The sequence below is a fragment of the Aeromicrobium choanae genome, from assembly GCF_900167475.1.
Lineage (GTDB): Bacteria > Actinomycetota > Actinomycetes > Propionibacteriales > Nocardioidaceae > Aeromicrobium > Aeromicrobium choanae.
Genome location: NZ_LT796768.1, coordinates 229361 through 249397, shown reverse-complemented (window position 1 = coordinate 249397; position 20037 = coordinate 229361). Strand labels below are relative to the sequence as shown.

The following is a 20037-nucleotide window of genomic DNA, read 5'->3' as shown; positions in this document are numbered from 1 at the left end:
GGGGCGCGTCAGTCGAGACCGGGGAACGGGTCGGGCTCGCCGCCCCAGCGGACCTCGGCCACCGCGGCCGCGCGCAGACCACGCACCGCTCGGTCGCGGGCCTGGTCGGTGGTGGCCGCGACGAGCCGCACGCAGGCCGCGGCGATCCGGGACTCGACGTCGCGCACCAGGGTGCGCCCAGTCGCCGCGTTCGTCGGCTCGGCGACGTCGTAGGACGGTTGGGTCGCGACGGGGGAGCCGCCGAGCTTGCGGACCGCATCGCTCAGGCGGTCGCGCGTGGTCGAGTGGGTCGCGAGCGCGTCCTCCGCGGCGTCGGCCAGCGCGGGCACGCGGGCCCCCACCAGGCCCAGGGTCCAGATCGCCTCGTGCTCGAGGGCGAGCCAGCGCTGGGTCAGGCGCAGCTCGGTCGCGGTGCTCATGTCAGCGTCACCGCCTGGGCGAGGCCGGCGGACATCGCGGCCAGCACCTGCGCGAACTCGGGTGCGATCGCGGCACGGGCGTCGATGGCCCGATGGCGGGACGCGGTGCGCAGGGCCGCGGCGAGATCGCCGGCGCCTGTCTCGGTGCCCGGTGTCGCGCCGAGCTGCTCCAGCTGGGCGGAGAGCAGCGTGACCGCGGGCTCGTTCGCGGCACCGCGGGCGACGGCCAGCACGCGCTGCTGGTCCTCGATCACGGCCCGCATGAGCGAGGTGTCCTCGGGCCGGGGGAGCGGCTTCGGCGTCGCGCCGACGGCACGCAGGGCGTCGTCGAAGGTGTCGGTGACGAACAGTCCGGCCAGGCCCACGGCCGCTCCGCCCGCGGCGGCGATCACGACGCGTCGGCTGCTCACGACCGCAGACTACCGACCGCGACCACTTCGATAGGGTGGGGCAGTACGGAAGACAACTGAAGAGGAGCACCCGATGACCACTTCCCCCACGGACCGGATATCGAGTCTCCTCGAGCCCGTCGTCACCTCGCTGGGTCTCGACCTCGACGAGGTCGAGCTGCTCGGCAAGAACGAGAACCGCCGCCTGCTGGTCGCCGTCGACCGCGACGGCGGTGTCGACATCGACACGATCGCCCAGGTCACGCGCGCCGTCTCCGCCGCCCTCGACGAGTCCGACGTCATGGGCGAGAGCCGCTACACGCTCGAGGTCGCCTCGCGTGGTGTCGACCGTCCGCTCGTCGAGCCCCGCCACTGGCGCCGCAACGCCGGCCGTGTCGTGGCCGTCGAGTTGGTCGACGGCGAGCGCTTCGAGGCCCGCATCCGCGCCAGTGACGACACCGGTGTCGACCTGGCCGTCAAGGGCGACACCACCCGCTTCCCGTACGACGAGATCGTCAAGGCCGTCGTGCAGATCGAGCTGAACCGGAAGGACGTCTGATGGACATCGACATGTCCGCGCTGCGGATGCTGGAGCGCGAGAAGGGGATCGGCTTCGACCTCGTGGTCGACGCGATCGAGACCGCACTGCTCTCGGCGTACCACAAGACCGCGGGTGCCCAGCAGCACGCGCGCGTCGAGCTCGACCGCAAGACCGGCCACGTCACGGTGTGGGCCCGCGAGCGCCTCGAGGCCCCCGCCTCCGAGGACGGCGAGAAGCCCGCCGCCACCTTCACCGAGGAGTTCGACGACACGCCCGAGGACTTCGGCCGCTTCGCCGCGTCCGTCGCGCGCCAGTTGATCATGCAGCGCATCCGCGACGTCGAGGACGAGCGCAAGTTCGGCGAGTTCTCCGGCAAGGTCGGCGACATCGTCTCCGGCGTGATCCAGCAGGGTCGCTCGCCCGGCGACGTGCTCATCGACCTGGGCTCGATCGAGGCCGTGCTGCCCCTGAACGAGCGGGTCCCCGAGGAGCGGTACGCCCACGGCGAGCGCATCAAGGCCTACGTCTACGAGGTCGAGCGCGGCCTGCGCGGCCCGCGCGTGAAGGTCTCGCGCACGCACCCGAACCTGGTGAAGCTGCTGTTCGCCCTCGAGTCGCCCGAGATCGCCGACGGCTCGGTCGAGATCGCGGCGATCGCCCGCGAGGCCGGCCACCGCACGAAGATCGCCGTGCACGCCACCGCCGCCGGCGTGAACCCCAAGGGCGCCTGCATCGGCCCCATGGGCCAGCGCGTTCGCGCGGTCATGACCGAGCTGCACGGTGAGAAGATCGACATCGTCGACTTCAGCGAGAACCCGGCCGAGTTCATCGCCTACGCGCTGTCCCCGGCGCAGGTGAAGGGCGTCACGATCGTCGACGAGACCACGCGCTCGGCGCGCGTCGTCGTGCCCGACTTCCAGCTGTCGCTCGCGATCGGCAAGGAGGGCCAGAACGCCCGCCTCGCAGCGAAGCTGACCGGTTGGCGGATCGACATCCGACCCGACACGGCGCCCGCGCCGGGTGGCGATTCGGCGTCCTCTCGGTAGAGCCGCTAGACTTGACTGTGGTGATTCGTACGTGCGTCGGCTGTCGGCAGCGTGCGGAGAAGTCCACCCTGGTGAGAGTCGTCGCCGGCCGAAGCCCCGCGGGAAGCACCGTGGAGCCCGACCCAGACGGATCTCAGCCGGGCCGCGGTGCGCATCTGCACCCCGCGGAACGGTGCCTGCAACTCGCCCTCGACCGGCGGGCGTTCGTCAGGGCCCTTCGTCTCGAAGGTCCCACCGACACCGACGCCGTCGCTGAATGGGTGCGAGCCGAGGCCCAACGCAGAGCCTGACCACTGTGGCACCGACCGGTGCCGCTCGAAACGGAAATCGGAGCACACGCTCATGAGCACTCGATGAGTACTGCGCAATGAAGATGCACTGCGCAATGAGCCTGTACGTCAACTACTGATCCGTGCCTCCTTCGGGGCCGGATCCCTGAAGGAGAAGAGTGGCTGTAAGAGTCCACGAGCTCGCACGCGAGCTCGGTGTCGAGAGCAAGGTCGTCCTGTCCACCCTCAAGGAGATGGGCGAGTACGTGAAGTCGGCGTCCTCCACCGTCGAGGCGCCTGTCGTGCGCCGTCTGAAGGAGGAGCACGGCGACCGCCTGCGCGAGCAGGGCGCCAAGAAGGGTGCCAAGAAGGCCTCCGCCAAGCCGGCGGCGCCCCAGGCACCCCAGAAGACCCCCGAGTCCACGCCCACCGAGGTCGCCGCATCGCCGGCCGCCCCGTCGGCCCCCACAGCGCCGAAGCCGGGTCCGGCCCAGGCGCCCACCCCCGAGGCTCCCGCCCCGGCTCCCCAGGTCGTCGAGGCTCCCGCCCCGGCCGCGCCTGAGGCACCGGCGCCCGAGGCTCCCGCCGCGGCGGCTGCCGCGCCGACGCGTACCCCGGGCCCGCGCCCGGGTCCCGCTCCGGCGCCCGCTCCCCGTCCGGGCCAGGCCGGCGGCCTGCCCACCGGCGGCGGTCCCCGTCCCGGCCCGCGCACGCCTGCCGCGCGCCCGGGCAACAACCCGTTCTCGTCCAAGCAGGGCATGCAGCAGGACCGCGCACCGCGGCCGCCTGCCGCACGTGAGGGCGGCGCCCCGGCACGTCCGGGCATGCCTCGCCCCAACCCCGCGATGATGCCGAAGCAGTCGTCGGTCGGTCCCGCGCGCCCCGGTGCGCGTCCCGGTCCCGGCGGTCGCGCCGGCGGTCCGGGTCGTCCCGGTGGCGGCGCTGGTCGTCCCGGTGGCGGTGGCGGCGGCGGCGCCGCTCGTCCCGGCGGCTTCAGCGGCCCTCCCGGTGGCGGACGTCCCGGCGGCGGTCCCGGTCGCAACCAGCGCGGTGGCACCCAGGGTGCCTTCGGTCGCGCCGGTGGCCCCGTGCGCCGCGGTCGCAAGAGCAAGCGCGCGAAGCGTCAGGAATTCGACCAGATGCAGGCGCCGTCGATCGGCGGCGTGCGCGTCCGCAAGGGCGACGGCCAGATCGTGCGCCTGGCGCGCGGCGCCTCGCTGACCGACTTCGCCGACAAGGTCGGCGTCGACGCGGCATCGCTCGTCCAGGTGCTGTTCCACATGGGCGAGATGGTGACCGCCACGCAGTCGGTCAACGACGAGACGCTGCAGCTGCTCGGTGAGGAGCTGAACTACGACGTCCAGGTCGTCTCGCCCGAGGACGAGGACCGCGAGCTGCTCGAGTCCTTCTCGCTGGAGTTCGGCGAGGACGAGGGCGACGAGGAGGATCTCGCGGCCCGCCCGCCGGTCGTCACCGTCATGGGTCACGTCGACCACGGCAAGACGAAGCTGCTCGACGCGCTGCGCAAGGCGAACGTGGCGGCCAAGGAGGCCGGCGGCATCACGCAGTCGATCGGCGCCTACCAGGTCGCCACCGAGGTCGACGGCAACGAGCGTCGCATCACCTTCATCGACACCCCGGGCCACGAGGCGTTCACCGCCATGCGTGCCCGTGGTGCCCAGGCGACCGACATCGCGATCCTCGTGGTCGCGGCCGACGACGGCGTCATGCCCCAGACGGTCGAGGCGCTCAACCACGCCAAGGCCGCCGGTGTGCCGATCGTCGTCGCGGTCAACAAGATCGACAAGGAAGGCGCCGACGCCACCAAGGTGCGCGGTCAGCTGACCGAGTACGGCCTGGTGCCCGAGGAGTACGGCGGCGACACGATGTTCGTCGACGTCTCGGCCAAGGCCGAGCTCGGACTCGACGCCCTGCTCGAGTCGATCGTGCTCACCGCGGACGCCGAGCTCGACCTGCGCGCCAACCCGAACCAGCGGGCCGAGGGCCTCGCGATCGAGGCTCACCTCGACCGCGGTCGTGGCCCCGTGGCCACCGTGCTGGTCCAGCGCGGCACGCTGCGCGTCGGCGACTCGCTCGTCGCCGGTCCGGCCTTCGGCCGTGTCCGCGCGATGCTCGACGAGTTCGGCGACAACATCGAGGAGGCGACCCCGTCGCGTCCGGCGCTCGTGCTCGGCCTGACGGCCGTGCCCGGTGCGGGTGACAACTTCATGGTGGTCGAGGACGACCGCATCGCCCGTCAGATCGCCGAGAAGCGCGAGGCGCGCGAGCGCAACGCGCTGCTGGCGAAGCGCTCGGGTCGTCGCACGCTCGAGGACTTCATGTCCTCGATGGAGAAGGGCGAGGCCGACGAGCTGCTGCTCATCCTCAAGGGCGACGGCGCTGGTTCGGTCGAGGCCCTCGAGGACTCGCTGGCCGGCATCGACATCGGCGACGAGGTCTCGCTGCGGGTCATCGACCGTGGCGTCGGCGCGATCACCGAGACCGACGTCAACCTGGCGGCGGCGTCCAACGCGGTCATCATCGGCTACAACGTCCGCCCGCAGGGCAAGGCGACGGAGCTGGCCGACCGCGAGGGTGTCGAGATCAAGTACTACTCGGTCATCTACCAGGCGATCGACGAGATCGAGGCGGCCCTCAAGGGCATGCTCAAGCCGATCTACGAGGAGCAGCAGCTCGGTACTGCCGAGATCCGCGACATCTTCCGCTCGAGCAAGGTCAAGGGCGGCAACATCGCGGGCTGCATGGTCACCAGCGGCTCCATCCGGCGCAATGCGAAGGTTCGCATCGTGCGGGACGGCTCGGTCGTGGCCGACAACCTCGACGTCCTGTCGCTGCGCCGTGAGAAGGACGACGCGTCCGAGGTCCGCGAGGGCTTCGAGTGCGGTGTCGTGGTCTCGTACTCCGACGTCAAGGTCGGCGACACGATCGAGGCCTTCGAGCTGGTCGAGAAGAAGCGGGACTGACCGTGGCCAGCCCTCGTCAGGCGAAGAAGTCCGATCGCATCAAGGAGATCGTGGCGACGATGCTCGAGCGGCGGGTCAAGGACCCGCGGCTCGGCTTCGTCACCATCACCGACGTGCGGATGACCGGAGACGGTCAGCACGCGTCGATCTTCTACACCGTGATGGGCGACGACCGGTCCCGGGAGGACACCGCCGCGGCGCTGGTCAGCGCCACGGGCCTGATCCGCTCCGAGGTCGGCAAGCAGCTCGGGGTGCGGCACACGCCGTCCCTGGAGTTCTTCCTGGACTCCGTCCCCGAGACGGCTCGCGAGATCGAGGACCTGCTGGCGAAGGCCCGCGAGTCCGATGCGCGCGTCGCGGAGGCGGCCCAGGGCGCCATGTACGCCGGCGAGCCCGACCCGTACAAGCAGCACGAGGACGAGGACGAGTCCACTGAGCAGTGAGGATCCGCGGTCGCGGCACACCGACTCGCAGCAACGCGAGCGGCGTGCCGCGACCACGGCCTCGGGCCTGGTCGTCGTCGACAAGCCCATCGACTGGACCTCGCACGACGTGGTCGCGCGCACGCGCCGGCTCGCCGGCACGCGCAAGGTCGGTCACGCCGGCACCCTCGATCCCATGGCCACGGGCGTGCTCGTGCTCGGGGTCAATCGCGCCACCCGGCTGCTCGGCCACGTGGCCGGGGCCGACAAGGAGTACCTCGCCACCATCGCCCTGGGTGCCACGACCGTCACGGACGACGCCCAGGGTGATGAGACGTCGGTGGCGGATGCCTCGGCTCTCACCGCCAACGACGTCCTGCGCGAGATCGCACCGCTGACCGGCGCGATCGAGCAGGTGCCCTCGTCGGTCTCGGCCATCAAGGTCGACGGCAAGCGAGCGTACGCGCGTGTGCGGTCGGGCGAGGAGGTCGAGCTGAAGGCACGCGCCGTGACGGTGGAGACCTTCGAGCTGACCGGGTTCGAGCCCGGCGAGCGCGCCATCGCCCACGTGCGGGTGGTGTGCTCGAGCGGCACGTACGTGCGTGCCCTCGCGCGCGACCTCGGCCGTGCGCTGGGCGTCGGCGGCCACCTCACCAGCCTGCGCCGCACGCGCGTGGGCGGGTTCGGCCTCGACCAGGCCCGCACGCTCGACCAGCTGGCCGAGTCGTTCGACATGGTCGGACTCGACGACGCCGCTCGGGCCGCGTTCCCCGGCCTGGACCTCGACGAGGACCAGGCCCGCGACGTGCGGTTCGGCCGCGCACTCCCTGCGGTGGCCCTTCCGGCCGACGGCCCGGTGGCGATGTTCGCCCCCGACGGATCCTTCCTCGCGTTGTACGAGACGGCTGGTGCCGGTGCGCGCCCGGTCGCGGTCTTCGTCTGAGACCACCTAGGCTGAGCGCCATGCGCTTCCGGTCGTCACCCCCACGCGGCCTGCTCCGCCGCTTCCTGATCGGCAGCCTCTTGGTGCAGCTCGGCGCCGTCGTCTCGCTGATGACCGCCACCTCCATCCGCAAGCGGCTGCGCGGCAAGGGCACCGAGCCGCTCCCGCGCATCGAGGCCGAGCACTTCACGATCGGCGGCGGCAACGAGGTGCAGGTGTACGTCTCGGGCGAGGCGCTGTACGACGACATGCTCGCCGCGATCGCCGGAGCGCGCCGGCGCATCCTGCTGGAGTCCTACATCATCAAGGGCGACGAGATGGGCCGTCGGTTCCGCCGGGCCCTGCGCGACGCCGCCGACCGCGGCGTCGAGGTCTGCGTGATCTACGACGGCTTCGCCAACCTCGTGGTGCCGCCGTCGTTCTTCCGGTTCGGCCACGGGGTGCACATGATGCGCTACCCGATCCTGCCGCACCGGCTGGCGTTCTTCACCCCGCGCGCCTGGGGCCGCAACCATCGCAAGATCCTCGTGGTCGACGACTCCATCGGCTTCGTCGGCGGCTACAACATCGGCAGCCTCTACGCCGACGAGTGGCGCGACACCCACGTCGCGGTCACGGGTCCGGCGGTGTGGGACCTGGAGAACGCGTTCATCGACTTCTGGAACGACGTGCGCCCGCACGAGTCGATGAAGGCCCTCTCGGAGGCCACCTGGGACCCGCACGTGCGCGCCCACCGCAACGTCCCCCGGCAGCTGATCTACCCGATCCGTGGGATGTACCTCGAGGCGATCGACCGGGCGACGAAGTCGATCGAGATCACGCAGGCGTACTTCATCCCCGACCAGAACATCCTGCAGGGGCTCATCGACGCCAGCCATCGCGGCGTGCAGGTGCGCATCCTCGTCCCGAAGGTCTCGAACCACGTCGTCGCCGACTTCGTCGCCCGCGGCTACTTCGGCCAGCTGCTCGACGCCGGGGTCGAGATCCTGCGCTACAGCGACCACATGGTGCACGCGAAGACGATGACGATCGACGGCGAGTGGTCGACCATCGGCACCGCCAACATCGACCGTCTGAGCCTCACCGGGAACTACGAGATCAACCTCGAGATCCTCGACGACGGACTCGCGGCCGGCATGAGCCGCATCTTCGACCGCGACGCCCAGAGCTCCCAGGTCCTCGACGCCCAGGCCTGGCGCGAGCGCCCCACGATCGCCCGGCTCTACGAGCGCCTCCTCAGCCCCTGGCGGCCGCTGGTGTGAAGTTTCCCCGGTTAACAGGGGAAACCACCGCTATGCGGGGGAAGCTTTCCCCGCATAGCGATGGGAAACCCCGCTCGGTCACACGATGATCGTGCGCGGGGGCGGCCCGTAGCGGCGTCGTGACTGTTCCATCGCGGCCGCGATTCGCCGGCACGTCGCGGTAGGTGTGTGGAGATCGCGCCAGATCCAACGACTCATCCCGCGCGAGAGCTCGCGGACGGAGTCCTCGCGGAGCTTCTCGTCGACCAACACCTGGCCCGGCATGGAGGCGGCATGTGGATTGAGTCGGCCGTACTTCTCAAGGCCGTCGAACTCGCCGCAATGGTGGAAGTCCTCCCAGTCGAAGTCGACGCGAGCGATCTCCCTGCCGTCCGCGCTGAAGAACGTCACCTGCATCCGCGGGATGGGAAGGTTGCCGCGGCGGAACATGCACACCGATCGGATTTCTCCAACGGACTCGCACGCAGGCGCCGCCCACAGAACGGACAGGCGCACCGCGTTGAATCCTGGCCATCGGCGCATCGCCTCCAGCCGCTCGTGCAGTTCCCCAGCGTCCACGCCGGCCCGGAGCACGAGTGACGTCTGGATCATGCCCGCCTCGGTTCCCGCCATCGAAGCGGCTTCCAACGCGGCTCGAGCAGGTACGACGACGGGACGCCCCTCGACCCGGGCTACGTCGGACTCGGAGAGCGCGCCGGCGTGGTGGATCACGCCGGACTCTGGGCGCTGACTCCGACCATCGAGGCGCGTCACATGAACCGTCTCCAGGTCGAAGCCCCACGTGACGCCGGTGTGGATGGCCGCGGCCGACTGATGGCTGAGGACAACGCCGGAGGGGAGCTTGTCCAGCACGGCGAAGCAGAGCAGGCGGTACTTCTCCTCCGCTCTGAGCTTCTGATGGGATTGCGGCGCGTAGGTCCCCACACGGAGTCGCACCAGGGTGCCGGCGTCGAGTGCCTGCCGGATGTGCCTGTCCTTGTAGCCGAGGTCGAGCAGGTCCGGCCGCAGGATGTATCCGCCACGAAGGCTTGCGATCGAGTCGAGGTCCAGCGTCATGCTGCAAGAGTCCCGGTGCCGGCATGCGCGGGCCAGATCGTGGCTCGAGCTTGTGGATGGGGAGGGCTTCATGCACAGGTTCGACCCCCACCGTGCGGGGTTTCCTCACGCTATGCGGGGAGAACTTCCCCCGCATAGTGGTGGATTCCCCTGTTAACAGGGGAATCTTCGCCACATGAGAGTCCTCTCACGAACGCTTCATGGAGGCCTCACGAGCGGTCGCGAGAGTGAGGGCATCAACTCTCGAGGAGGACTCATGAAGAACAGTGTGCGTACGGGAATCGCAGCCCTGGCCGGAACCATCGCCCTCACGACCGGTGGCGTCGTGGTGGCGCAGGCGGCGGTCGGAGCGCCGTCCGATCCGGTCAAGCGCGAGGACACCAGCACGGGCGTCGTGACGACCGTGACCGACGACCCCACGCCGGATCCCGATCCGACCACGGGCCCCACGGACGACCCGACCCAGAACACCCTCAACACCCGCGTCTCCGCGCAGACGAAGGCCGGTGCCGCGGACGACCCGACGGCGAACACGGTGCAGTCGCGTCAGACGGTGCAGTCGCGGGCCAGCGCCCCGTCGCGTCAGACGGTGCAGACGCGCCCGAGTGCCCCGTCGCGCCAGACGGTCGCCTCGAAGCAGTCCGCCCAGACCCGCGGCACCAACTGATGTCGAACGATCTCGCGCCCGGCACCCCGGCGGCAGACCTGCCGCCGGGGCTGGTGGGTCTCTCCGAGCTCGGCGGGGGACTGCACCACGAGGTCTGGCTCGCGTACGACGAGTCGCGGCTCGCGCCGGTCGTGGTGAAGATCCTGCGTCCCGAGCTGGTCGGCAACGCCGACGCCGTGGGCGCGGCGCTGCGCGAGATCGACGTGCTGGCCCGGCTGGCGCACCCGTCGATCGTGCGGCTGTACGACTTCGACGACGCGGCCGAGCGCCCGTACATGGTCCAGGAGCACCTCGACGGCCCCACGCTGTCGTCCCTCATCTTCCGCGACGGACCCGTGCAGCTGCACCAGCTGCTGCCGCTCGCGCTGGAGCTCGCCGGCAGCGTGCACTACCTGCACGCGAACGGCCTGCTCCACCTGGACGTGAAGCCGAGCAACGTCATCATGGGCGCGCCGGCGAAGCTCATCGACCTCAGCCTGACGCTCGACCTCGACAGCGCGGCGGCCCTCGACTACCCGGTCGGCAGTGACGAGTACATGCCGCCGGAGCAGTGCGATCCGCGCGCCCACGGTCCGGTGGGCCCCGCGGCCGACGTGTGGTCGATCGGCGCCACCTTGTACCGCGCCGCGGTCGGCCACCGCGCCTGGCGCGCGGGCGCCGAGGAGCGCTGGCCCCAGCTGACGACCCGGCCCAAGCCGATGCCCGACTTCGTTCCCGGCGCGATCCGCGACCTGGTGATGGACTGCCTCGCGTTCGATCCCGCCGCCCGCCCGACCACGCTCGACCTCGTGGAGCGGATCGAGCCGCTGATGGCGGCCCTGCCCACGGCGCGGCTCGCGGGCTTCAGCCTGCGCCGCTGACTCAGCCGGCCCGGTAGCCGACGCCGCGCACCGTGGTGACGAGCTCCGGGCCGAGCTTCTTGCGCAGGTAGCCGACGTACACGTCGACGATGTTCGAGCCGGGGTCGAAGTCGTAGCCCCACACGTGCGACAGCAGCTGCTCGCGCGAGAGCGCCTGCCCACGGTGGCGCAGCAGGACCTCGGCCAGCGCGAACTCGCGCGCCGACAGGTCCACCTCGCGGTCGCCGACGAAGGCGCGCCGGCTGCGCACGTCGAGCCGCACGTCGCCCGCGGCGAGGTCCTCGTTCACGACCGTCTGCCCCGTGGCGCGCAGCCGCAGCCGCACCCGCGCGACGAGCTCGGCGAAGCGGAACGGCTTGCTCATGTAGTCGGCGGCGCCGCCCTCGAGGGCCGCGACCGTGTCGGTGACCGAGTCGCGAGCGGTGAGGACGATCACCGGCAGGGTGGAGCGCTCCTCGCGCAGTCGCTCGAGCACGGTGTAGCCGTCCATGCCGGGCAGGCCGATGTCGAGCACGATGAGGTCGAACTGGCCGCTGAGCGCGTAGTCGAGGCCCGTGATGCCGTCGGAGACGACGGTGGGCGTGAACCCCTCGGACCTCAGGCCCTTCGCGACGAACGAGGCGATGCGCTCCTCGTCCTCGACCACCAGGATCCGGCTCATGTCACCGATCCTCCTCCCTCGGCAGCCGCAGCCGGAACACGGCCCCCGAGCCGGCGGGCGAGTCGTCGAGGGTCACGCTGCCCCCGTGCGCCTCGGCGATCGCGCTCACGATCGACAGCCCGAGGCCGAAGCCGTCGTGCGAGCTGGTCGTGGTGAAGCGGTCGAAGATCTCGTCACGCAGCTCGGCCGGCACCCCGGGCCCGCTGTCGGCCACCCAGAACTCCACGATCGTGGGGGAGGACTTCGACCCGATGGTGATGAGGTCGCCCTCCTGCGTGTGGCGCGCGGCGTTGTCGGCGAGCTGCAGGAGTGCCTGCGTGACCCGCTGCCCGTCGAGCAGGGCCTCGCCCTCGGCGGACAGGTCGGTGCGCCAGTCGCGGTCGGCCAGTGCGCGGCACCGTGCCGCGACCCCGTCGCCGAGGGTGGGAAGGTCGACCGTCTCGAGACGGATGAAGTCGGGGCGGCGGGCCTTGGCCAGCACCAGCAGCTCGTCGACGAGACGGGACATGCGGTCGATCTCGTCGAGCAGCAGGGCGCGGGTCTCCTCGACGTCGGCCGGGTCGTCGGGCGCCATCACCTCGAGGTGCCCGCGCAGGACCGTCAGGGGCGTGCGCAGCTCGTGGCCGGCGTCGTCGAGCATGCGTCGCTGCGTGGCGAAGGCCGCCTCCAGCCGGTCGAGCATCGCGTTGAACGTGATCTGCAGGTCGGTGAGGTCGTCGTGGCCCGTCACCTCCAGCCGCTCGTCGAGCGAGCCGGCACTGATGTCCCGGGCGGTGTCGCGCAGGAGGGTCAGCGGGCGCAGCAGGCGGCCTGCCAGCCAGGACGAGGCCGCCACGACCACGACCAGCGCGAGCAGGCCGACGAGTGCGTAGGTGATGAGCAGGTCGTTGAGCTGCTCCTGCGCCTGCGTGCGGTCGCGGCTCACCACGAGGGCCGCGGTGCGGTCGCCCTCCTGCACCGGCAGGACGCCCACGCGGTATCGGGCGTTGGCGGTGGTGAAGGTGCGCAGCCCGCCGCGTGCGCGCAGGTCCTCCACGAGCGCCGAGAAGCGCGGGGAGTCCAGCAGGTTCCGGTCGGAGTCGCCGATGTACTTCGGCCCGCCGGTGGTGGGGTACATCCAGACGATCTCGCCGTCGTCGGGCAGCGTGCGGGCGAGGAACGACTCGAGCTGGGCATCGGCACCCACGGCCGCGTCGGCCGCGGTGGCGGCGCGGAACTCGGCGAACTCCTGCGAGATCGCCGCATCGATGCTCTGGTCGATCCGGCGCGACTCCACGACCCACATCGCGACGCCGGCCGCGAGCAGCGCGGCGCCCACGAGCACCGCGATCGCGACGATCAGGCGGCTGCGGACGGAGAACGCGACGCGCGGCCGCCTCACCACGCCCGGCTCCGGCCGCGCGACTCAGTCGTCATCGCGGTCATCGCGGTCGTCGTCATCACGGTCGTCCGGGCCGTCGTCGTCGTCATCATCATCGACCGACTTCGGCGTGGGCTTCACCTGGCTGGGCTCGGTGGGCGCCGGAGTGGGCGGTGTCGCCGTGGGCTTCTCGGTGGCCGGGGGCTGCGTCGTGGCCGAGCCGGTCGGGGTGATGACGACCGGCACGACCGTCCCGTCGGTGCCCGACGCGGGCATCAGGCGTCCCGCCAGCACGGCGCCCAGCGCGAGGACCACCGCACCGAGCAGGCCGGCGATCATGAGGGAGCGGGAGCGCATGGCTCCATTCTCCCCGTTCGGGGCCCGATCCGAATGAGCGCTCGATGAGAGTCCTGCTCAGCGGAACGCGGGCGCGCGCGGGGGAGGGTCGGCCGCACCCTTGCGCAGCATCGGCAGCACCCGGGCCGGGACGAGCTCGGACAGCACGATCACGCTGCTGGTGCGCGCGACCGAACCCGAGCCGCTGATGTGGAGCAGCGTGTCCTTGAGGTCCTCGTGCGAGGTCGCGGCGATCTTGCAGACGATGTCGGCGTCGCCGCTGGTGATGAACGCCTCCAGGACGTTCGGCAGGGACTCCAGCTCCTCGGTGACGTCGGCGATGGAGCCCTGCACGATCTGCAGCGTGACGAACGCCTGCACGGGGTGGCCCGCGGCGGCCAGGTCGATGTCGGGGGCGTAGCCGGTGATGATGCCGGCCTGCTCCATCTTGCGCAGCCGTGAGGCGACGGTGGCGCGGGCGACCCCCAGCAGGCGCGACAGCTCGAGGTCGCCGACGCGGGGATGGGTGTGCATCGCGTCGATGAGCGCGACGTCCAATCGGTCCAACATGTCCTGAGCCTAGCGATCTGTACACCTCAGCGCCCCAGTTCGTGCACGCAATGTCTCGACTGACCACCTCCACATGCGCCGGTTGCCCAGTCGCCAGGATGAGTGTGTCCTGAGTCACATGAGCCTTGACCTCACCGATGCCGAGCGCCTCGCGCACCTCGACCTCGAGCAGCTCCAGCAGCTGGTCGGCCTGGTCGAGCACGACTCCTCCACCGACCCGTTCCCGGTGACGGGATGGGACGCGATCGTGTGGAACGTGGGCAATGCGACGCAGTCCGCCCACTTCTTCATGTCGGCCTACGCGATGGACCTCGTCGCCTACTCCGGGCCCGAGACCGGCAACCGCGACCACCACGCCTACGTGCTCGCCAGCGGCGCCGTGCGATTCGTGCTGAAGGGCGGCGTCGACCCGAACAGTCCTGTCATGGACCACCACCGCCGCCACGGCGACGGCATCGTCGACATCGCGCTCGAGGTGCCCGACGTGGACACGTGCGTGAACCAGGCGCGGGCCACGGGCGCGACGATCCTCGAGGAGCCGCACGACGTGACCGACGAGCACGGCACGGTGCGGATGGCCGCCATCGCGACCTACGGCGAGACGAGGCACTCGCTCATCGACCGGAGCCGCTACACGGGGCCGTACCTGCCCGGCTACGTCGCTCGGTCGTCCACGATGAGGCGGCCCGAGGGCGCGCCGGAGCGCATCTTCCAGGCACTCGACCACGTCGTGGGCAACGTCGAGCTCGGTCGCATGGACGAGTGGGTCGACTTCTACCGCCGTGTCATGGGCTTCACGAACATGGCCGAGTTCGTCGGCGACGACATCGCCACCGAGTACAGCGCGCTGATGAGCAAGGTCGTGGCCAGCGGCAACCACCGGGTCAAGTTCCCGCTCAACGAGCCGGCGATCGCGAAGAAGAAGTCGCAGATCGACGAGTACCTGGAGTTCTACGACGGGCCCGGCGCGCAGCACCTGGCGCTCGCGACCAACGACATCCTCGCCACCGTGGACTGGCTCCGCGACGCCGGCATCGAGTTCCTCGCGACGCCGGACTCCTACTACACCGACCCGGCCCTGCGGGAGCGGATCGGCGAGGTCCGGGTGCCCATCGAGGAGCTGCAGAAGCGCGGCATCCTCGTCGACCGCGACGAGGACGGCTACCTGCTGCAGATCTTCACCAAGCCCATCGGCGACCGGCCGACCGTGTTCTTCGAGCTGATCGAGCGCCACGGGTCCCTCGGGTTCGGCAAGGGGAACTTCCAGGCGCTGTTCGAGGCGATCGAGCGCGAGCAGGCACGGCGAGGGAACTTCTAGGGAGTCCGCAGATGGCCCACTACCGCAGCGCCGGGCTCGTCCCGCCGAAGCGCCACACCCAGCACCGGGCGGCCGACGGCTCGCTGTACCGCGAGGAGCTGATGGGGGAGGAGGGCTTCAGCTCGGACTCGTCGCTGCTCTACCACGTGGGCGTGCCCTCGGCGATCGTCGAGGCGCGCACGTGGGAGCTGCCCGACCAGGCGACGACGCCCAACGAGCCGCTGCTGCCGCGGCACCTCAAGCTGCACGACCTGTTCACCGACGCCGAGAGCGACCTGGTGCGGGGGCGCCGGCTCGTGCTCGGCAACGCCGACGTGCGCATCTCCTACGCGGTCGGTCACCGGGTCTCCCCGCTTTACCGCAACGCCACGGGGGACGAGTGCGTGTTCATCGAGTCCGGCAGCGGCGTGCTGGAGACGGTGTTCGGCCACCTGCCGTTCGGGCCCGGCGACTACCTGCTGGTGCCGCGCGCCACGACCCACCGCTGGGTCCCCGTCGGCGAGGTGAGGGCCTACTGCATCGAGGCGAACAGCCACATCGGCCCGCCCAAGCGGTACCTGTCGCGCTTCGGCCAGCTGCTCGAGCACGCGCCCTACTGCGAGCGAGACCTGCGCGGCCCGGGCGAGCCGGAGGTGCGCGACGAGGCCGAGGTGGAGGTCTACGTCAAGCACCGCGGCTCGGGGCCGTCCGGTCTCTCCGGCACCGTCCACGTGGTGCCGCGGCACCCGTTCGACGTCGTCGGCTGGGACGGCTGCCTCTACCCCTACGCGTTCAACGTGCGCGACTTCGAGCCGATCACCGGTCGCGTGCACCAGCCCCCGCCCGTGCACCAGGTGTTCGAGGGGAGCAACTTCGTCATCTGCAACTTCGTGCCGCGCAAGGTCGACTACCACCCGCTGGCCATCCCGGTGCCGTACTACCACTCGAACGTCGACTCCGACGAGATCATGTTCTACGTCGCCGGCGACTACGAGGCGCGCAAGGGATCGGGCATCGGGAAGGGCTCGATCTCGGTGCATCCGGGCGGTCACTCGCACGGCCCGCAGCCGTCGGCGATCGAGGCGAGCCTCGGCGCGGAGTCCTTCGACGAGCTCGCCGTCATGGTCGACACCTTCCGCCCGCTCGAGCTGGGCGAGGGCGGTCGAGCCGTCGACGACGGGGTCTACCACCTCTCGTGGGGGCGGGGATGACGGCGGCGGCCTTCGAGGCGCTGTTCGACGACGCGGCGATCTTCCCGCCGGGGAACGCGCCGGTGGACGTCGCGGTGAAGGACCACCTCGCGCGGGAGGCGACACCCGACGGGGCGCGCGTCGGGCCGCTCGTGTGCGACGTCGGGCGACTCCCGGCACTGCTCGACGCGGCCGTGCGGCCGGTGCGCGTGTCCGTCGTGGGCAGCGTCGAGGAGCTGGCACCCGCGCTCCGGCGCCTGATGGGATCGCCGGTCGAGCCCGTCGGCGCCGAGCTGCGCGGGCCGATCTCGCTCCTGCCCGACCTGCCGGTGCACTCGATCGCGGTCGAGATGCCGTGGGGAACCGGATTCCACGTGCCGCCGGGTGCGCTGCTGAAGCTGCGGTGCGGTGGGGACCAAGTGCCGACGGTGGACGAGCTGGCCGCCGCGATCGTGCACTGCGTCGAGCACGGGCTGCAGTTCAAGCTGACCGCAGGCCTGCACTCGGCCCTCGCGCACGACGGCGCCCACGGCTTCGTGAACGTCATGGCCGCGGTGGTCGCGGCCACGCGGGGCCAGGACCCGGCGCCGGTGCTGACGGCCGCGGCGGAGGACCTCGACCTGGAGTCCCTGGGCGAGTCGCGTCGCCTGTTCCGGTCGATCGGCACCTGCAGCATCGACGAGCCGCTGGCCGATCTGCGCACGCTGGGGCTGCTGGAATGACGGAGTTCACGGCGGGAACGCTCCCGTACTGCAGCTTCACGGCACCCGACCTCGACGGGCCGCACGTGGGCGTGGGAGTGGGCACCCGCGTGCTGGACGTGACCGCGCTGGCTCCGCGGGTCCTGCCCGAGTACGCGGACCTGTTCACGGCGGGCACGCTCGACGCGCTGCTCGCCGCCGGACCCGACGCATGGGCGGCGGTGCGGTCGGCGCTGCTCGAGCACGTCGCCCGGTCGCCGGCGACGCGGCCCGCCGACGACGTGCGGCTGCTGCTGCCGTTCACGGTCGCCGACTACGTGGACTTCTACGCCTCGCGCCACCACGCCACGAACGTCGGCCGCATCTTCCGGCCCGACGGCGAGCCACTCACGCCCAACTGGGACCACCTCCCGATCGGCTACCACGGCAGGGCCGGGACCGTCGTGGTCTCGGGGACTCCCGTCCGGCGACCGTCCGGCCAGACGCGCGCCCTCGACGGCTCGATCTCCTTCGGCGCGAGCGCGAAGCTCGACATCGAGGCCGAGATCGGGTTCGTGGTCGGTGCCGGGTCCGAGCTCGGTGAGCCGGTCGGCGTCGGCGCGTTCGAGGACCACGTCTTCGGCGTCTGCGTCGTCAACGACTGGTCGGCCCGAGACATCCAGGCCTGGGAGTACGTGCCGCTCGGCCCGTTCCTCGGCAAGTCCTTCGCGACGTCGGTGTCGCCGTGGATCGTGCCCTGGGCCGCGCTGACAGACGCCCGCATCGACCCGCCGGCCCCTCATGCCGACCTCCAGGAGTACCTGCGCCCCGCGGGCCACGGCCTCGACCTCGAGCTGACGGTGTCCGTCAACGGCACGGTCGTCTCGCGACCGCCGTTCGCCACGATGGCGTGGACGCCGGCCCAGATGCTGGCCCACCTGACGGTCAACGGTGCCTCGCTGCGACCAGGCGACCTGTTCGCCTCGGGCACGGTCAGCGGTCCCGAGCGCGACCAGCTCGGGTCGCTGCTGGAGCTGACCTGGAACGGCACGGAGCCACTGAAGCTGGACGACGGGAGCGAGCGGTCGTTCCTGCTCGACGGGGACCGCGTCACCATCGCGGCCGCGGCCCGCACACACGACGGACGACTGCTGCCGCTGGGCGAGGTCGACGGAGTCGTGGCCTGACGGCCACGGGGAGGAGAGTCATGTTCGAGGAAGGCCAGTACTTCGCGCCGATCGTCACGAAGGGCGACGGCAGCGTCTCGGTGCAGCTGGGGGAGGGGCATCCCGGGCTGGAGGATCCCGAGTACCGCGAGCGCCGCGACCGCATCGCGACTGCGGCGGCGCAGTGGAGGCCGGGCGACCCGGCGCCGCTCATCGACTACACCGACGCCGAGCACGAGGTCTGGCGGGTCGTCTGCGCGGACCTACACGAGAAGCACCGGGAGTACGCCTGCCGGGAGTACCTCGACGGCAAGGAGGCGTTCGGCCTGGCCGAGGACCACGTGCCCCAGCTGCACGAGCTGTCCGAGGCGCTCGCGCCGCTCACCGGCTTCGCCTACCAGCCCGCGGCGGGTCTGGTGCCGCTGCGCGACTTCTACGGCGCGCTCGCCGACAAGAGGTTCTGGGCGACGCAGTACGTGCGCCACCACTCCGTGCCGCTCTACACGCCGGAGCCGGACGTGCTGCACGAGGTCGTGGGGCACGGGAACACGCTCGCCGACCGCCGGTTCACCGACCTCTACGAGGCGGCGGGCGCGGCGGCCCGACGCGTGGAGTCCGACGAGGCGCTGGAGTTCGTCAGCAAGGTCTTCTGGTTCACCCTCGAGTTCGGCGTGGTCCACGAGTCCGACGGCCTGAAGGCCTACGGCGCGGGGATCCTGTCCAGCCCTGGGGAGATCGAGGAGTTTCGCCACATGGCGATCCGGCCGCTCGACCTCGCCGACATGGGCACGACCGACTACGACATCACGCACTACCAGGAGGTGCTGTTCGCGGCGTCGTCGTTCAGCCAGATCCAGGACGTCGTCGGCGGCTTCTGGGACACCTGCACCGACGACTCGATCGCCGCGTTGAAGGTCGCTGCCTGAGGACGGCCGGGGCGGATGTGGCACAGTGTCGCCGTGGCGATCTGGAAGGCGGTCGACGGTGCTCCCGACACCTCGGTGTCCGAGCCGACGGCCGTGACGATCGGCAACTTCGACGGCGTCCACCGCGGGCACCAGTCCCTGCTCGCCGCCACGCGCGCCGTGGCCGGCGACCTGGCCACGGTGGCGATCACCTTCGATCCTCACCCCGTCGCGATCTTCGCGCCCGACCGCGCGCCCGTGCGTCTGACCACGCTCGAGCGGCGCATCGAGCTGCTGCACCAGCACGGCGCCGATCACGTGCGCGTCCTGGACTTCACGCGCGAGATGGCGTCGTGGTCGCCCGTCGAGTTCGTGCAGGCCGTCGTGCTCGACCAGTGCCACGCGCGCGCCGTCGTCGTGGGGGAGGGCTTCCGCTACGGGAGCCGTGCCTCCGGCTCGATCGAGACCCTGGCGGCCTCGGGCGTCGAGCACGGCTTCGTCGCGCAGGAGGCCGCGCTCGCCGGCGACGAGGAGGCCTTCTCCTCCACGCGGGTGCGCGCGGCGGTGGCCGCGGGCGACGTGGAGAGCGCCGCCGAGCTGCTCGGCCGTCCGCACGAGGTCGGGGGCGTCGTGGTCGAGGGCGACCGCCGTGGCCGCGAGCTCGGGTTCCCCACGGCCAACGTCCCGGTCGACGACACCTACGCCGTTCCGCCCGACGGCGTGTACGCCACCCGGCTGGTGCTGCCGGACGGCACGAGGCTCCCCGGAGCCACCTCGGTGGGCACCAACCCCACGTTCGAGGGCGTGGTGGGACGACGCGTCGAGACCTACGTGCTCGACCGCGACGACCTCGAGCTGTACGGCCAGCAGGTGCGCGTGGAGTTCGTCGCGCGGCTGCGCGAGATGGTCGCCTACGACTCGCTCGACGCGCTCGTCGAGCAGATGCACCGCGACGTCGCTCAGGCGCGCGACGCCGTCGCCGACTGACCGCCGGGCGATTGGCCCAGCGCGGGG

Annotated in this window: 22 protein-coding genes; 15 read left to right on the top strand and 7 right to left on the bottom strand. The window is 71.2% G+C overall.

Features of this window, described 5'->3' with window-relative positions; all coding sequences use genetic code 11:
* Positions 1-8 precede the first annotated feature (8 nt).
* Together B5D60_RS01160 and B5D60_RS01155 are read right to left on the bottom strand one after the other, a co-directional pair.
* On the bottom strand, positions 9-419 hold the full coding sequence (locus B5D60_RS01160; protein ID WP_078698448.1) for a DUF4439 domain-containing protein: 411 nt from the start codon (positions 417-419) through the stop codon (positions 9-11).
* Positions 416-829 (bottom strand): hypothetical protein, encoded by a 414-nt coding sequence (locus B5D60_RS01155; protein ID WP_078698447.1) that lies wholly within the window; start codon positions 827-829, stop codon positions 416-418. The genes B5D60_RS01160 and B5D60_RS01155 overlap by 4 nt, the downstream gene beginning before the upstream one ends.
* Before the next feature lie 73 nt (positions 830-902).
* On the opposite strand from B5D60_RS01155, the gene rimP reads away from it, so the two are divergent.
* From rimP to B5D60_RS01120, 7 genes are all read left to right on the top strand, one after another.
* Entirely contained in the window at positions 903-1367 is a 465-nt protein-coding gene (rimP, locus tag B5D60_RS01150; RefSeq protein WP_078698446.1) for a ribosome maturation factor RimP, read from the top strand.
* The gene (gene nusA, locus B5D60_RS01145) at positions 1367-2395 is read left to right on the top strand and encodes a transcription termination factor NusA (RefSeq protein ID WP_078698445.1); all 1029 of its coding nucleotides are present in this window, start codon (positions 1367-1369) and stop codon (positions 2393-2395) included. The genes rimP and nusA overlap by 1 nt, the downstream gene beginning before the upstream one ends.
* A 17-nt stretch (positions 2396-2412) precedes the next feature.
* Complete coding sequence (locus tag B5D60_RS01140; protein ID WP_078698444.1) at positions 2413-2685, top strand: YlxR family protein; 273 nt, start codon at positions 2413-2415, stop codon at positions 2683-2685.
* A gap of 158 nt (positions 2686-2843) precedes the next feature.
* Entirely contained in the window at positions 2844-5648 is a 2805-nt protein-coding gene (gene infB / locus B5D60_RS01135; protein WP_078698443.1) for a translation initiation factor IF-2, read from the top strand.
* On the top strand, positions 5645-6091 hold the full coding sequence (gene rbfA / locus B5D60_RS01130) for a 30S ribosome-binding factor RbfA (RefSeq protein ID WP_197684433.1): 447 nt from the start codon (positions 5645-5647) through the stop codon (positions 6089-6091). Before infB ends, rbfA begins: the two co-directional genes overlap by 4 nt.
* 109 nt (positions 6092-6200) lie before the next feature.
* Positions 6201-7013, top strand: a complete 813-nt coding sequence (truB, locus tag B5D60_RS01125; RefSeq protein ID WP_231948936.1) for a tRNA pseudouridine(55) synthase TruB — start codon at positions 6201-6203, stop codon at positions 7011-7013.
* Between the two features lie 20 nt (positions 7014-7033).
* Entirely contained in the window at positions 7034-8275 is a 1242-nt protein-coding gene (locus B5D60_RS01120) for a phospholipase D-like domain-containing protein (protein ID WP_078698441.1), read from the top strand.
* 78 nt (positions 8276-8353) lie between these two features.
* Here B5D60_RS01120 and B5D60_RS01115 read toward each other — a convergent pair whose 3' ends face one another.
* A complete protein-coding gene (locus B5D60_RS01115) occupies positions 8354-9331 on the bottom strand; it encodes a type IV toxin-antitoxin system AbiEi family antitoxin domain-containing protein (RefSeq protein ID WP_078698440.1) in 978 nt (325 codons plus the stop codon).
* Between the two features lie 256 nt (positions 9332-9587).
* Here B5D60_RS01115 and B5D60_RS01110 point away from each other — a divergent pair, with 256 nt between their 5' ends.
* Together B5D60_RS01110 and B5D60_RS01105 are read left to right on the top strand one after the other, a co-directional pair.
* Complete coding sequence (locus B5D60_RS01110; protein ID WP_078698439.1) at positions 9588-9998, top strand: hypothetical protein; 411 nt, start codon at positions 9588-9590, stop codon at positions 9996-9998.
* Positions 9998-10858, top strand: a complete 861-nt coding sequence (locus B5D60_RS01105) for a serine/threonine-protein kinase (RefSeq protein ID WP_078698438.1) — start codon at positions 9998-10000, stop codon at positions 10856-10858. Before B5D60_RS01110 ends, B5D60_RS01105 begins: the two co-directional genes overlap by 1 nt.
* A 1-nt stretch (position 10859) precedes the next feature.
* On the opposite strand, the gene B5D60_RS01100 is transcribed toward B5D60_RS01105, so the two are convergent.
* From B5D60_RS01100 to B5D60_RS01085, 4 genes are read right to left on the bottom strand one after another with little or no spacing between them, the layout of a single operon-like run.
* Positions 10860-11519 (bottom strand): response regulator transcription factor, encoded by a 660-nt coding sequence (locus B5D60_RS01100; protein ID WP_078698437.1) that lies wholly within the window; start codon positions 11517-11519, stop codon positions 10860-10862.
* Position 11520: 1 nt separating this feature from the next.
* Entirely contained in the window at positions 11521-12900 is a 1380-nt protein-coding gene (locus B5D60_RS01095) for a sensor histidine kinase (protein WP_172806219.1), read from the bottom strand.
* A gap of 24 nt (positions 12901-12924) precedes the next feature.
* Complete coding sequence (locus B5D60_RS01090; RefSeq protein WP_078698435.1) at positions 12925-13236, bottom strand: hypothetical protein; 312 nt, start codon at positions 13234-13236, stop codon at positions 12925-12927.
* A 57-nt stretch (positions 13237-13293) separates the two neighbouring features.
* On the bottom strand, positions 13294-13785 hold the full coding sequence (locus B5D60_RS01085) for an Lrp/AsnC family transcriptional regulator (protein ID WP_078698434.1): 492 nt from the start codon (positions 13783-13785) through the stop codon (positions 13294-13296).
* Positions 13786-13903: 118 nt separating this feature from the next.
* On the opposite strand from B5D60_RS01085, the gene hppD reads away from it, so the two are divergent.
* The 6 genes from hppD to B5D60_RS01055 are packed head-to-tail and all read left to right on the top strand — an operon-like array spanning position 13904 to position 20010.
* Entirely contained in the window at positions 13904-15103 is a 1200-nt protein-coding gene (hppD, locus tag B5D60_RS01080; protein ID WP_078698433.1) for a 4-hydroxyphenylpyruvate dioxygenase, read from the top strand.
* Between the two features lie 11 nt (positions 15104-15114).
* Positions 15115-16293 (top strand): homogentisate 1,2-dioxygenase, encoded by a 1179-nt coding sequence (locus B5D60_RS01075; RefSeq protein WP_078698432.1) that lies wholly within the window; start codon positions 15115-15117, stop codon positions 16291-16293.
* Positions 16290-16994, top strand: coding sequence for a hypothetical protein (locus B5D60_RS01070; protein ID WP_078698431.1), 705 nt, complete (start codon positions 16290-16292; stop codon positions 16992-16994). The genes B5D60_RS01075 and B5D60_RS01070 overlap by 4 nt, the downstream gene beginning before the upstream one ends.
* Positions 16991-18139, top strand: a complete 1149-nt coding sequence (fahA, locus tag B5D60_RS01065; RefSeq protein WP_078698430.1) for a fumarylacetoacetase — start codon at positions 16991-16993, stop codon at positions 18137-18139. Before B5D60_RS01070 ends, fahA begins: the two co-directional genes overlap by 4 nt.
* A gap of 20 nt (positions 18140-18159) precedes the next feature.
* Entirely contained in the window at positions 18160-19044 is an 885-nt protein-coding gene (locus B5D60_RS01060) for a phenylalanine 4-monooxygenase (protein ID WP_078698429.1), read from the top strand.
* 33 nt (positions 19045-19077) lie between these two features.
* On the top strand, positions 19078-20010 hold the full coding sequence (locus tag B5D60_RS01055; protein WP_231948935.1) for a bifunctional riboflavin kinase/FAD synthetase: 933 nt from the start codon (positions 19078-19080) through the stop codon (positions 20008-20010).
* Positions 20011-20037 lie beyond the last annotated feature (27 nt).